This is a genomic window from Mycobacterium sp. (assembly GCF_002863225.1).
Classification (GTDB): domain Bacteria; phylum Actinomycetota; class Actinomycetes; order Mycobacteriales; family Mycobacteriaceae; genus Mycobacterium.
In genome coordinates this window covers 54,426-67,390 of the sequence record NZ_PKEK01000067.1, presented here as the reverse complement: position 1 = coordinate 67,390, position 12,965 = coordinate 54,426, and the positions used below count along the sequence as shown (strand labels likewise).

Genomic DNA, 12,965 nt, shown 5'->3' with positions numbered 1-12,965 from the left:
GACATGAATTTCTTGTCGAGGATCTTGACGCGCACGCCTTCGCTGCGCGCCCGCGTGGTGGTGGCGACCATCATCGGCGCCGCCATCCCGGTGCTGATCACCTGTGCCGTCGTCTGGTTCGGTATCACCAACGACCGCAAGGAAAGGCTCGACCGCCGTCTCGATGAAGCGGTCGGCTTCGCGATCCCGTTCCTGCCCCGCGGGCTCGGTCAGATTCCGAAGTCGCCCAGCGATCAGGATGCGATCATCACGGTTCGCCACGCCAGCGGCCAGGTCACGTCGAATACCACCGTCACGCTGCCTCAGCTGCCGGCCGGTTACGCCGACACCTATGTCAACGGCGTCCGCTACCGGGTGCGGACCGTGACGATTCCGGAGCCGCATCCGATGCTGGTGGAAGTGGGCGCCACCTACGACGCCACCATCGCCGACACCAACAACCTGCATCGCCGGGTGATCTTGATCGCCGCATTCTCGATCGCCGCGGCGGCCGTATTCGCTTGGCTGCTGGCCACTTTCGCGGTACGCCCGTTCAAACGGCTGGCGCAGCAGACCCGCTCGATCAATGCCGGCGACGAGAATCCCCAAGTCCGGGTGCGTGGTGCCAGCGAGGCCGTGGAGATCGCCGAGGCCATGCGCGGGATGCTGCAGCGGATCTGGGACGAGCAGAACCGCACCATCGAGGCGCTGGCGTCGGCGCGCGACTTCGCGGCGGTCTCGTCGCACGAGCTGCGGACGCCGCTGACCGCGATGCGCACAAACCTCGAGGTGCTGGCAACCCTGGACCTTCCCGACGAAGGCCGCAAAGAAGTGCTCAGCGACGTGATACGGACCCAATCACGAATCGAGGCAACGCTTTCCGCGCTCGAGCGGTTGGCCCAAGGCGAATTGTCGACCTCAGAGGACCACGTCCCGGTCGACATCACCGAGCTGCTCGACCGGGCCGCGCATGACGCCATGCGGATCTACCCCGACCTCGACGTGTCGCTGGCGCCGTCACCGACCTGCATCATCGTCGGGCTCCCGGCCGGGCTGCGGCTCGCGGTGGACAACGCGATCGCCAACGCCGTCAAACACGGTGGCGCCACCAGCGTGCAGTTGTCGGCGGTCAGCTCGCGGGCCGGCGTGGAGATCGCCATCGACGACAACGGCAGCGGCTTGCCCGAGTCGGAACGCCAGGTGGTGTTCGAGCGGTTCTCCCGTGGCTCGACCGCGTCGCACTCGGGCTCGGGGCTGGGTCTGGCCCTGGTCGCCCAGCAGGCGCATCTGCATGGCGGCGTGGCCACGCTGGAGGAGAGCCCGCTCGGCGGAGCGCGTCTGCTGCTACAGCTGCCCCCGCCGAGCTGAGCCTTCGACGCGCCGAATGTGCAGGTATTAGCCGTTATTTCGGCTGTTTTAGCGTCACAACCTGCACACTCGACGAGCCTCAGCGAGCGCCGAGCAGATCGATGACGAAGATCAGCGTCTTGCCGGAGAGCTGGTGGCCTGAACCGGCCGGGCCGTAGGCCTGCTCCGGCGGGATGATCAGCTGACGGCGGCCGCCGACCTTCATCCCCGGGATGCCGTCCTGCCAGCCCTGGATGAGGCCCTGCAGCGGGAACGAGATGGATTGGCCGCGGCCCCAGGAGCTGTCGAACTCCTCGCCGGATTCGTAGTCGACGCCGACGTAGTGCACCTCGACGGTGCCGCCCGGCACGGCTTCCGGGCCGTCGCCGACCGTCAGGTCTTCGATCGTGAGTTGGGCCGGCGCGGGGCCGTCGGGAAACTGGATCTCAGGTTTGCTTGCCACGGGGATGACCCTAGTCCGGTGACGATGCGGCCGGGCACCGGCTAGTCGGGCACACTTGACCCGTGACAACCGACAATGACGCCCTCTCGCGGATCAACGAGCTCGTCGCCGAGGAGAAGACCCTTCGGGAGCAGCTTCAGCACGGCGAGATCACCGAGTCCGAGGAACACACCCGGCTGCGCCAACTCGAGGTGCAACTCGACCAGTGCTGGGACCTGCTGCGGCAGCGTCGGGCGCTGCGCGAAACCGGTGGCGATCCGGACGCCGCGGCAGTGCGGCCCGAGAACGAGGTCGAGGGCTACCTGGGCTGAGCGGTGACCACGCGTGAGGTCGACGCGGTCATCGTGGGCGGCGGGCACAACGGTCTGGTCGCCGCCGGGTATCTGGCTCGCGCGGGGCTGCGGGTTCAGCTGCTGGAGCGGCTGCCCGGAGTGGGCGGGGCCGCGGTGTCAGCGCCGGTCTTCGACGGCGTCGACGCTCGGTTGTCGCGGTACTCCTACCTGGTCAGCCTGCTGCCGGCGCGGATCCTCGACGACTTGGGCGCGAATGTCCGGCTGGCCCCTCGGCCCTGGTCGTCGTACACACCGGATCCCGCGACGGTCGGGCGAACCGGTCTGCTGGTCGGACCGCGGTCGACGTTCGACGCGATCGGCGCCGGCGGCGACGAGCGGGCTTTCGACGAGTTCTACCGGCGCTGCCGGCTGCTGACGGGTCGGCTGTGGCCGACGTTGCTCGAGCCGCTGGCCACCCGCGACCAGGCCCGCGACGCAATCGACGACGACAGTGTCTGGCAAGACCTGATCGAGCGACCGATCGGTGCGGCGATCTCCGGCGTCCTCGACAACGACGTCGTCCGCGGCGTCGTCGCGACCGATGCGTTGATCGGCACCTTCGCCCGGCTCGACGACCCGTCGCTGCGGCAGAACATCTGCTTCCTGTACCACCTGCTCGGCGGCGGCGACGGAGGCTGGCACGTCCCAGTCGGCGGGATGGGTGCGGTCAGCACCGCACTGGCCGGCGCTGCTTCCCGTCACGGCGCCGAAATCCTCACCGGCGCCGACGTTTACGCGATCGACCCGAACGGTGAAGTGCGTTACCGGCACCGCGACGACGAGCACGTCGTACGCGGCAGGTTCGTCCTGTCCGGGATCACACCCACCGCGTTGGCCGGCCTGCTCGGCGAGCCTGCGCCGCCGTTGGCGCCGGGCGCCCAGGTGAAAGTCAACATGGTTCTCCAGCGACTGCCACGGCTGCGCGACCGCAGCGTCAGCCCCGCGCAAGCGTTCGGCGGCACGTTCCATGTCAACGAGACGTGGACGCAGCTGGACGCGGCCTATGACCGTGCCGCCAAAGGGTCTATGCCGCAACCACTTCCATGCGAAATCTACTGCCACTCGCTCACCGACCCCAGCATCCTGTCGCCGGCACTCCGCGAGTCGGGCGCCGCCACACTGACCGTGTTCGGCCTGCACACGCCGCACCGGGTGTTCGAGCCCGCAGCACTGACCGAGGCCGTGCTGGCGTCGCTGAATTCCGTTCTCGCCGAACCGATTCAAGAAGTATTGCTGACAACGCCCGATGGACTACCGTGCATCGAGACGACGACCACCCTCGATCTGGAACAGCGCCTGAACATGACCGGTGGCAACATCTTTCACGGCGGACTGGAATGGCCGTTCGCAGAGAACGACGCTGTGCTGGCCACACCGGCGCAGCGATGGGGGGTGGCCACCGAGCACGAGCGGATACTGCGTTGTGGTTCGGCCGCGCGCCGAGGTGGTGCGGTCTCCGGTGTCGGCGGCCACAACGCCGCGATGGCGGTGCTGGCTACCTAGCGTCGATGGTGGCGTAGTTGCGCTCGGTGTAGCCGGTGTAGATCTGGCGCGGACGGCCGATCTTGCTGGGCTCACCGTTCATCTCACGCCAGTGCGCGATCCAGCCCGGCAGCCGGCCCAGCGCGAACAGCACGGTGAACATCCGGGTCGGGAAGCCCAGCGCCCGGTAGATCAGTCCGGTGTAGAAGTCGACGTTCGGGTAAAGCTTGCGCTCGATGAAGTAGTCGTCGGTGAGCGCGGCCTCTTCGAGTTCCTTGGCGATGTTCAGCAGATCGTCGTCGCCGCCGAGCTTGCCCAGGATCTTGTCGGCCTGCTCCTTGACGATGCGGGCCCGCGGGTCGTAGTTCTTGTAGACCCGGTGGCCGAAGCCCATCAGCTTGACGCCTTCTTCTTTGTTCTTCACCTTGCGGACGAACTCGCTGACGTCGTCGTCGCTCTGGCGGATCTGCTCGAGCATCTCCAGCACGGCCTGGTTGGCGCCACCGTGCAGCGGGCCCCACAGCGCGTTGATGCCGCCGGAGATCGAGGTGAACAGGTTGGCCTGCGACGAGCCGACCAGTCGCACCGTCGACGTCGAGCAGTTCTGCTCGTGGTCGGCGTGCAGGATGAACAGCATGTCGAGCGCCCGGACGATCTCCGGGTCGGGCTCGTACGGCTCGGCGGGCAGACCGAAGGTCATCCGCAGGAAGTTCTCCACCAGGTTCAACTTGTTGTCCGGGTAGAGGAACGGCTGACCTACCGACTTCTTGTAGGCGTAGGCCGCGATCGTCGGCAGCTTGGCCAGCAACCGGATGGTCGACAGGTCGATCTCTTCGGTGTCGGCCGGGTCCAGCGAGTCCGGGTAGTAGGCGCTCAGCGCGTTGACCACGCTGGACAGCACCGGCATCGGGTGGGCGTTGCGCGGGAAGCCGTCGTAGAACCGCTTCAGGTCTTCGTGCAGCATGGTGTGCCGCTGGATCTGCTCGGTGAACTCAGCCAGTTGCTCGGAATTCGGCAGTTCGCCGTTGATCAGCAGGTAGCTGACCTCGATGAACGTCGACTTCTCGGCGAGCTGCTCGATCGGGTAGCCCCGGTACCGCAGGATCCCGGCGTCGCCGTCGATGTAGGTGATGGCGCTCTTGGTGGACGCCGTGTTGACGAACCCGTTGTCGAAGGTCGTGTAACCGGTCTTGGACAACAACGGGCCCAGCGCGATGCCGTCAGCCCCCTCGGTGGCGTGGACGATTTCCAAGTCCAGCTCACCACCCGGGTAATTGAGGGTGGCGGAGTCGTCGGTAGCGGCCACGGGAACCCCTTTGCGCTTGCGTGTGAATGCTGGCCCGGCTGGTTGCCTATAGCGCAAAGGTAGTCGTTATTGCGATGGCGTGCCTGCGCGGGGGTGAGGTCCGGGTGCGACGGAGATCACCTCCGGCCGCGGACGGCCGAGCGACAGTCTCAGCTCTTCTCCAATTGCGTTGCGCGATAACGGATGAAGGCCGGCGCGGCGAGCGCGGCCAACAGCACTCCGACGACGACCAGCGCGCCTCCCCCGGTGGTGGCCGCAGTGGTGCCCACCACAGCGGCGGCGGCGCCGTGGGCGGTGTCGGCCAACCGTGGTCCACCACCGACCACCACGACGAACACACCCTGCAATCGGCCCCGCACGTCATCGGAGGCCGCCTCCTGCAGCATCGTCGACCTGAACGCGGCCGACACCAGGTCAGCGGCACCGCCGAGGGCGAGGAATCCCAGGGCCGCCCAGAGCAGCGGCCCGGCCCGGCCGTGGGCCGCCCCGGCGGCCACCCCGAAGCCGACCATCGCCAATCCCCACACCACGATTGCCAGCACCACCGCCAGCCCCTGCCTGCGCACCCGCGGCAACCAGCCGGAGAACACCCCGCCGGCGACCGCACCCGCCGACATCGCCGCGGCCAGCAGCGCCATCGTGGTGCCGCCGGCGACCGGCCCGCCGAAGCTCTGGTGGGCCATCTGCGGGAACAACGCACGCGGCATGCCCAGGATCATCGCGATGAGGTCGACGACGAACGACATCAGCACGACGGTGTTTCCGGCCAGGTAGCGGAACCCGTCCAGCACCGCGGCGACACCCCACTGGCCCGTGCCGTCACCCGTCCCCAGCACCGGCATCGGCGCCAACCGGACGGTCGCCCAGATCGGCACGACGGTCGTGACGGTGTCGATCAGATACAGCGTCGACAAGTCGACCCAATTGAGCAGTAACCCCGCGAGCAGCGGGCCGATGATCGCACCGAACTGCGTCACGGTCATGTTCAGTGAGTTCGCGGCCGCCAATTGATCACCTGGCAGCATCCGCGGGATGGCGGCTGAGCGCGCCGGCGCGTTGACCGCGAAAAAGATCTGCTGCACCCCCAGCAGGACCAGCACCAACCAGACGTTGTTCAGCGCCAACGCCGATTGCAGCCACAGCAGCGCCGACGCCACCGCCAGTCCGCAGGAGGCGATGATCAGCAGCACCCTGCGGTCCATCGCGTCGGCCCAGGCGCCACCGAGCAGGCCGAAGACGACCAACGGGACCAGCGCGAACAACCCGGCCAGGCCGACATATCCGGAGCTCTGGGTCAGCGCGTAGATCTGTACCGGGACGGCGAAGATCGTCAGGTTCCCGCCGATGACGGTGACGATTCCCGAGGACCACAGCCGCCGGAAATCGGCGTTGCGCAGTGGCGCGGTATCGGCGACCAGCCTGGGCATGCTCAGGGTTGCAGGCGTTCGATACGCCCACCCACGACCCGGATTCGGTTGTGCAGACGGTCTTCTCGGCCTTGCCAGAACTCGATCTCCGCCGGCGCGATGCGGTACCCGCCCCAATGCGGCGGCACCGGAACCTGCTCGTGGTCGGCAAACCGATCCGTCACCTCGGCCAGCTGCTCGACCAGCGCGGCGCGTGAGGTGATCGGCTTGGACTGCTGTGACGCCCACGCGCCGAGCTGCGAGCCGCGCGGGCGGTTGTTCCAGTAGTTCGCGGTGGCTTGCGGGTCGACCTTGGTGACCGGCCCGCGGATGTGGAATTGCCTGTTCAGCAGGTACCACGGGAAGGTCGCCGAGGCGTACGGCGTCTCGGCCAGCTGGTCGCCCTTGGCCGAGTCGTAGTTGGAGAAGAACACGATGCCGTCCTCGTCGACGCCTTTGCACAGCACCGACCGGCTGACCGGTCGGCCCGCGTCGACGGTGGCCAACACCATCGCGTTGGGTTCGGCCACGCCACCACGCTCGGCCTCGTCAATCCAGGTGCGCAGCAAGGCAAGCCAGCCGTCCGCGAGCCAGTCGACGTCGAGGTCCGGGCTGCCGTCCCGCTCCTTGGAGCCGTATTCCTTGCGCATTGCGGCCAGGTGCTGGTTGTCGGGTCCCCCCATCGCGCCCACGCTACCCGCGTGCAACAGCGGAGATTCGTGGCCGCTCGACTTGTCAGAGGTGGCTGCAAGGATCGCGTCATGTCCTCGATCGCATCCGCCGCCGCAGTGGTGGTCAGTCCCGCGGAGCGTCTTGAGGTGCTGTTCGACGAGCTGGCGGAGTTGACCGGTCAGCGCAACGCGATCGACGGGCGGGTCGTCGAGATCGTCGCCGAGATCGATCGCGATGAACTGTGGGGCGCCACTGGCGCGCGTTCAGTGCCGGCGTTGGTGGCGTGGAAGACCGGCTGCTCGTCGGCGAACGCCCACACGATCAGCACGATCGCCAGCCGTTTGACGGAGTTTCCGCGCTGCGCCGAAGGCATGCGGGAAGGCCGCCTCTCGCTGGACCAGGTCGGTGTCATCGCGGCCCGGGCCGGCGAGGGATCCGATGAGCACTATGCGCAGCTAGCGAGCTGCGCGACGGTCAATCAGCTGCGGACCGCGGTCAGGCTGGAGCCGCGACCCGAGCCCGAGCCCCGCCAAGAACCCGAGCGCTTGATCACCGCGACTCGGAACGAGCAGGGCAGCTGTTACCGGATCACGCTCGCTCATCATGACGCCGCGAAGTTCGACGCCGCCATGGCATCGCATCGCGATGCCATGATCGCCGAGTGGAAGCTTGATCACGGCGACAGTGCGGGCGACCCGGATCAACGACCCCCGCTGCCTAACACCGCCGACGCGTTCATGCGCCTGATCGAGGCCGGCTGGGACAGCGATACCGCCCGCCGCCCGCACGGGCAGCACACCACCGTGGTGCTGCATGTCGATGTCGAGCAGCGTGCCGCGGCACTGCATCTGGGTCCGGTGCTCACCGATGCCGAACGTCGATATCTGACCTGTGACGCGACGTGCGAAATCTGGTTCGAACGGCACGGCGAAGTCATTGGCGCCGGTCGGACGACCCGGTTGATCAACAGGCGACTACGCCGGGCACTCGAGCATCGCGACCGGATGTGCGCGATTCCCGGCTGCGGCGCGACCCGAGGTCTGCACGCTCATCACATCCGGCATTGGGAAGACGGCGGCTCGACCGAGTTGGCCAACCTGGTGCTGCTCTGTCCGTACCATCACCGGTTGCATCACCGCGGCGTCATCACAGTCGCCGGGCCCGCGGACGCACCCCAGGTCATCGACGACGCCGGTCAACCGTTGACGCGCGGTTCGCTGGCGCGCCCGCCAACTCGACCGCCGCCCGCCGTTGCGCCCTGCCCGGGGCCGACCGGCGAGCGCGCCGACTGGTGGTGGTACACGCCCTTCCAACCGCAACCACCGCCGCCCCGCAACTAACAGTGGGCCACCGGCGGCCTTGGTTACCGACCGGTAGCAAGTCACACCCGGACCCGTGCGAGAATTTTTTCCATGACTGTCATCTCGGACAAGATCCCGGAGAATTTCGTTGCCGGACTCGAGGGTGTGGTGGCATTCACCACCGAGATCGCCGAGCCTGACAAGGACGGCGGCGCCCTGCGCTACCGCGGTGTCGACATCGAAGACCTGGTCAAACAGCGGGTCACATTCGGCGACGTGTGGGCTTTGCTGGTGGACGCGAAATTCGGCAACGGGCTACCGCCCGCCGAACCGTTCCCGCTGCCGATCCACAGCGGCGACGTGCGCGTCGACGTGCAGGCCGGTCTGGCGATGCTGGCGCCGATCTGGGGCTTCCAGCCGCTGCTCGACATCGACGAAGCCACCGCCCGCGACCAGTTGGCCCGGGCCTCGGTGATGGCGCTGTCCTACGTCGCGCAGTCGGCCCGAGGGATCTACCAGCCCGCCGTTCCGCAGCGCGTCATCGACGAATGCTCAACGGTCACAGCACGTTTCATGACACGTTGGCAGGGCGAGCCGGACCCCAAACACATCGAAGCCGTCGACGCCTACTGGGTGTCGGCCGCCGAGCACGGCATGAACGCGTCGACCTTCACCGCGCGGGTGATCGCGTCGACCGGGGCGGACGTCGCGGCGTCGCTGTCGGGGGCGGTGGGCGCGATGAGCGGCCCGCTGCACGGCGGTGCGCCGGCGCGTGTGCTGCCGATGCTCGAAGAGGTCGAGCGAACCGGTGACGCCCGTGGACTGGTCAAGGGAATCCTGGATCGCCGCGAAAAGCTGATGGGCTTCGGCCACCGGGTGTATCGCGCCGAGGACCCGCGGGCCCGCGTGCTGCGTGCCACCGCCAAGCGGCTGGGCGCGCCGCGCTATGAGGTGGCGGCCGCCGTCGAGCAGGCCGCGCTCGCGGAACTGCGGGAGCGGCGTCCGGACCGGGCGATCGAGACCAACGTGGAGTTCTGGGCGGCGGTGATCCTGGACTTCGCCCAGGTGCCGGCCCGGATGATGCCCGCCATGTTCACCTGCGGTCGGACCGCCGGCTGGTGCGCGCACATCCTCGAGCAGAAGCGGCTCGGCAAGCTGGTCCGCCCGGCCGCCATCTACGTCGGGCCGGGCCCGCGCAGCCCGGAGGCCGTCGAGGGATGGGACAGCGTCCACACGGACTGACCCTGCGGTGTAGGTGGCCGGTGATGAGATCGACTCGTTGCCCGAGTCCATACCCGTAGGCCCATCCGGGCCACGCACCGACACCGAGGAGAACCCGATGGCGATCGCCGTCCAACCCGCTCTGTCCCCACACCTGACCGTCGACGACGCCGCCGCGGCGATCGACTTCTACGTCAAAGCCTTCGACGCGGTCGAGCTCGTGCGGCTGCCCCGACCCGACGGCAAGCTGGTGCACGCCTCAGTCCGCATCAACGGCTTCATGGTCATGCTCAACGACGACTTCCCCGAGATGTCCGGCGGCAAGTCGATGACCCCTCCGTCGCTGGGTGGCACTCCGGTGACGATTCACCTGACTGTGCCCGACGTCGACGCCTGGTTCCGTCGGGCGCTGGACGCCGGCGCCACCGAGCTCGTTCCATTGGAGGAGCAGTTCTGGGGTGACCGCTACGGCATGGTCGCCGATCCGTTCGGTCACCACTGGTCGCTCGGCCAGCCGGTCAAAGAGGTCAGCCATGAGGAGCTGGCCGCGGCGATGAACGGCTAGCCGGCGAATTCGCGCAACCGGTCGGCCACCCGGTGCCGCAGCGACGGCGCCGGTGCGGCCGCCGCCACGTCGAGCATGTCGGCGATCGCGGTGAACTTGGCGCGCGGCCGGTCGGCGAGTTCGCCCCGTGCCACCTCGGCGGCGTCGATGGCCCGCCAGCCGTTGGCGTCGACGACATCGGGCTGGCGCTCGCGGACCAGGCGGTCCAGCGCGGCCGGTTTGCCGATCGGGTCGCGCAACAGCCCGGCGTTGTAGTCGTCCACCAGTCGCTGCACGGTCTGCGCCGCACACGATTTGTTGGTTCCGATGAAGCCGGTCGGCCCACGCTTGATCCACCCCGCCACATAGGCGCCGTCGGCGTGCGTGACGCGGCCACCGTCGTTGGGCACCACGCCCTTCTCGTCGTCGAACGGAAGATCTTTGATCGCCTTGCCGTGGTAGCCGATCGAAGTCAGCACCAGCCCGGCGTCGATGGTGGTCGATTCATCGGTGCCGGTGACTCCGAACTCCAGGCCGGCAGCGCGCTGGTCGCGGATCACCCGCTTCGGCGTCAGGTTGTAGGCGAACCGGATTCGTGGCCGCGTCGCCGGTGTCGACGACGACTCGAGCCCGCTCAGGATTTTCAGTTTCTGCTTGGTCACGGTGTCGGTGACGGTGGCCAGGTCGCGCAGCACCGCATCGCGGTCGCCTTCGGCCACAACGACTTCCGCGGTGGTGGTCAGCCCGATCAGCTCCGGCAGGGTGAACGCCGAGTGCTCGGGTCCGCGGCGGGCGGCAACCACGACCTCGCGCACTCGCGACTCGCGCAGGGCGGCCAGTGCGTGATCGGAGATGTCGGTGTGGGCCAGCTCGTCCGGGTCGGCGGTCAGCACGCGGGCCACGTCGAGCGCGACGTTACCGTTGCCGACGACGATGACCCGCTCGTGGCTCAGATCGACTGGCAGATCGACGAAATCAGGGTGCCCGTTGATCCAGGCCACGAACTCGGTCGCGGTTCCGGTGCCGGGCAGGTCCATCCCCTCGATGTCCAGCCGGCGGTCGTTGGGCGCACCGACGGCGTAGATGACGGCGTGATGATGGGCCAGCACGTCGTCGTGGCTCAGCTGGTTGCCGACCTCGACATTGAGAAAGAACCGGAATTCCCGGCGGCGGGCGATCCGGTCGAACAGCTGGGTGACCCGCTTGGTGGTCTGATGATCCGGTGCTACCCCGGCCCGCACCAATCCGTAAGGGGTGGGCAGCTTTTCGAACACGTTGACCCGTACGCCCTGCTGGGTGAGCAGTTCGTCGGCGGCATACATCGCGGCCGGACCCGATCCCACGATCGCCACCGTCAACGGGCCACTGTGCTTCCCGTGGACCTCCGGCGCCGGAATTACCGGTGCCAGTTTCGATGTCGGCGGCAGTTTCTGGTCCGCAGGCCGCGACGCGTGGAACTCCTCGTAGAAACTGGCGTTGAGTTCGACGAACGGCAACTGCTCAGTGGACAGCCGTGAGTTGGGAGCGATGGCGCCCACGGGGCACGCACTGACACACGCGCCGCAGTCGACACACGCCACGGGATCGATGTACAGCATCTCCGCGGAAGCGAACTCCGGTTCGTCCGGCGACGGGTGGATACAGTTCACCGGGCAGGCGTAAACACAGGACCCGTCGCTGCAACACGACTGGGTGATTACGTGCGGCATGAGTTCCTAGGCGGCGACCGTGAGGTGCTGACGCTGCGGCTCGCTGCGGTAGCGCGACGGCTTGCCGTCGATCTTGCAGATCCGCCAGATCAGCTTGGACAGCGGGTTCATCAAGCCCGTGTCCTTGCACAGCATCCGCACGTCACCGAACATGTCGCGCAGCATCTGACGCGACTCCGGCGAGTTGAAGAACACCTCTTTGCGGACTTCGCGCGGGATGTCGAACTCCTGCCAGAAAGCCTTGGGCGGCACCACAATCGCCGAACACAGGATCCGCATGGTCAGCGGCACGAACAAGGAGAGCCAGAAACGCTTGCGACGGGGCAAGTCCGGCACCCGCTTGCGCAGGTACTCGTGGGCGAACGAGATGTGGCGGGCCTCCTCGGCCACGTGGATCGCCATCACCCGCTCCATGATCGGGTGCAGTTCCTTGCCCTCACGCAGCACGTTCTTCTGGGTGTGGTCGATCGGTTCCTCGCCAGCGAGGATCCCGAACCAGAACGGGATCGGCAACGGGCCGGCAACCAGGGGGATCGCGGGCTGGATCCACTTGAGCAGGCGCGGCATCCCGGGAACGTCGACGCCGATGTGGTTCACCATCTCCTGGAACATCATGGTGTGGTTGCACTCTTCGACCGCCTCGTGCAGGCAGTACCGGTATTCCGGTGAGCCGTTGGGCACCCAGAACGCGTACTCCATCAGGCCGCGGATCAGGATCGATTCGAAGTGCAGGCCGACCTTGGCCACGTTGGCCTGGCGCCACATGCCGATGGCGATTTGACGGTCCTGCGACTGGGACTGGTACCAGGAGTGCTTACCCAGCGGATCGGTCTTGGGCAGAATCCAGCGCGGGTCGTCGGGGATGACCGCGAACTCCGGCGAATCCCATTCGATGTCGGTGTACGGGTTGAAGTTGCGCCGCACCGAGCCCTCGGACAGGATGTTCAGCATCTCCACGTACTTGATGTCGTCCTGGACGTCCATGTTGCGACGCCAGCGTCGCATGAATTTGGTCCGCGGCTGCTTCTGCGCCGTTGTTGTCTGAGCCATCCTGAGGCCTCCTCAATGAGGTTTACATTTGGACGTGCTATGTCCAGCACAGTACCCAAGGTATCGGGAACTTACTAGACCCGAAATGCCCTTTGTGCTGCAGCCGTGAACATTTGTGTACTGTGACCCCGATCACATCCGAAGTCGACGGGC

General features: G+C 67.3%; 12 protein-coding genes. 6 read left to right on the top strand and 6 right to left on the bottom strand.

Annotated features, from left to right (window positions below; translation table 11 throughout):
• Positions 1-3 precede the first annotated feature (3 nt).
• Entirely contained in the window at positions 4-1,347 is a 1,344-nt protein-coding gene (locus CYU59_RS21525) for a HAMP domain-containing sensor histidine kinase (RefSeq protein ID WP_293002497.1), read from the top strand.
• A gap of 79 nt (positions 1,348-1,426) precedes the next feature.
• On the opposite strand, the gene CYU59_RS21520 is transcribed toward CYU59_RS21525, so the two are convergent.
• Positions 1,427-1,789, bottom strand: coding sequence for an FKBP-type peptidyl-prolyl cis-trans isomerase (locus CYU59_RS21520; protein WP_293002495.1), 363 nt, complete (start codon positions 1,787-1,789; stop codon positions 1,427-1,429).
• Between the two features lie 62 nt (positions 1,790-1,851).
• Here CYU59_RS21520 and CYU59_RS21515 point away from each other — a divergent pair, with 62 nt between their 5' ends.
• Both CYU59_RS21515 and CYU59_RS21510 read left to right on the top strand, forming a co-directional pair.
• Positions 1,852-2,100, top strand: a complete 249-nt coding sequence (locus tag CYU59_RS21515) for a DUF2630 family protein (RefSeq protein ID WP_293002493.1) — start codon at positions 1,852-1,854, stop codon at positions 2,098-2,100.
• A gap of 3 nt (positions 2,101-2,103) precedes the next feature.
• The gene (locus CYU59_RS21510) at positions 2,104-3,624 is read left to right on the top strand and encodes an NAD(P)/FAD-dependent oxidoreductase (protein WP_293002491.1); all 1,521 of its coding nucleotides are present in this window, start codon (positions 2,104-2,106) and stop codon (positions 3,622-3,624) included.
• On the opposite strand, the gene CYU59_RS21505 is transcribed toward CYU59_RS21510, so the two are convergent.
• The 3 genes from CYU59_RS21505 to pdxH all read right to left on the bottom strand — a co-directional run bounded on the left by CYU59_RS21505 (position 3,617) and on the right by pdxH (position 6,998).
• Complete coding sequence (locus CYU59_RS21505; RefSeq protein ID WP_293002489.1) at positions 3,617-4,909, bottom strand: citrate synthase; 1,293 nt, start codon at positions 4,907-4,909, stop codon at positions 3,617-3,619. The two genes, CYU59_RS21510 and CYU59_RS21505, sit on opposite strands and share 8 nt — an antisense overlap.
• A gap of 149 nt (positions 4,910-5,058) precedes the next feature.
• Positions 5,059-6,336, bottom strand: a complete 1,278-nt coding sequence (locus CYU59_RS21500; RefSeq protein WP_293002487.1) for an MFS transporter — start codon at positions 6,334-6,336, stop codon at positions 5,059-5,061.
• A 2-nt stretch (positions 6,337-6,338) separates the two neighbouring features.
• Complete coding sequence (pdxH, locus tag CYU59_RS21495) at positions 6,339-6,998, bottom strand: pyridoxamine 5'-phosphate oxidase (RefSeq protein WP_293002485.1); 660 nt, start codon at positions 6,996-6,998, stop codon at positions 6,339-6,341.
• 78 nt (positions 6,999-7,076) lie between these two features.
• On the opposite strand from pdxH, the gene CYU59_RS21490 reads away from it, so the two are divergent.
• The 3 genes from CYU59_RS21490 (at position 7,077) to CYU59_RS21480 (ending at position 10,074) form a co-directional block, all read left to right on the top strand.
• Positions 7,077-8,327 (top strand): HNH endonuclease signature motif containing protein, encoded by a 1,251-nt coding sequence (locus CYU59_RS21490; RefSeq protein WP_293002483.1) that lies wholly within the window; start codon positions 7,077-7,079, stop codon positions 8,325-8,327.
• Positions 8,328-8,399: 72 nt separating this feature from the next.
• On the top strand, positions 8,400-9,530 hold the full coding sequence (locus CYU59_RS21485) for a citrate synthase 2 (protein WP_293002481.1): 1,131 nt from the start codon (positions 8,400-8,402) through the stop codon (positions 9,528-9,530).
• A gap of 97 nt (positions 9,531-9,627) precedes the next feature.
• Positions 9,628-10,074 carry a VOC family protein gene (locus CYU59_RS21480; RefSeq protein WP_293002568.1) on the top strand — a complete coding sequence of 149 codons (447 nt, stop codon included), beginning with the start codon at positions 9,628-9,630 and terminating at the stop codon, positions 10,072-10,074.
• Here CYU59_RS21480 and CYU59_RS21475 read toward each other — a convergent pair.
• The gene (locus CYU59_RS21475) at positions 10,071-11,762 is read right to left on the bottom strand and encodes an FAD-dependent oxidoreductase (RefSeq protein ID WP_293002479.1); all 1,692 of its coding nucleotides are present in this window, start codon (positions 11,760-11,762) and stop codon (positions 10,071-10,073) included. The genes CYU59_RS21480 and CYU59_RS21475 overlap by 4 nt on opposite strands.
• A 6-nt stretch (positions 11,763-11,768) precedes the next feature.
• Positions 11,769-12,812, bottom strand: a complete 1,044-nt coding sequence (locus tag CYU59_RS21470) for a diiron oxygenase (protein ID WP_293002477.1) — start codon at positions 12,810-12,812, stop codon at positions 11,769-11,771.
• Positions 12,813-12,965 lie beyond the last annotated feature (153 nt).

Coding starts and splice junctions, on each gene's coding strand:
- pdxH (WP_293002485.1), bottom strand. CDS start 6,998: ATGGGGGGACCCGACAACCAGCACCTGGCCGCAATGCGCAAGGAATAC.
- CYU59_RS21475 (WP_293002479.1), bottom strand. CDS start 11,762: ATGCCGCACGTAATCACCCAGTCGTGTTGCAGCGACGGGTCCTGTGTT.
- CYU59_RS21480 (WP_293002568.1), top strand. CDS start 9,628: ATGGCGATCGCCGTCCAACCCGCTCTGTCCCCACACCTGACCGTCGAC.
- CYU59_RS21485 (WP_293002481.1), top strand. CDS start 8,400: ATGACTGTCATCTCGGACAAGATCCCGGAGAATTTCGTTGCCGGACTC.
- CYU59_RS21525 (WP_293002497.1), top strand. CDS start 4: ATGAATTTCTTGTCGAGGATCTTGACGCGCACGCCTTCGCTGCGCGCC.
- CYU59_RS21500 (WP_293002487.1), bottom strand. CDS start 6,336: ATGCCCAGGCTGGTCGCCGATACCGCGCCACTGCGCAACGCCGATTTC.
- CYU59_RS21490 (WP_293002483.1), top strand. CDS start 7,077: ATGTCCTCGATCGCATCCGCCGCCGCAGTGGTGGTCAGTCCCGCGGAG.
- CYU59_RS21470 (WP_293002477.1), bottom strand. CDS start 12,812: ATGGCTCAGACAACAACGGCGCAGAAGCAGCCGCGGACCAAATTCATG.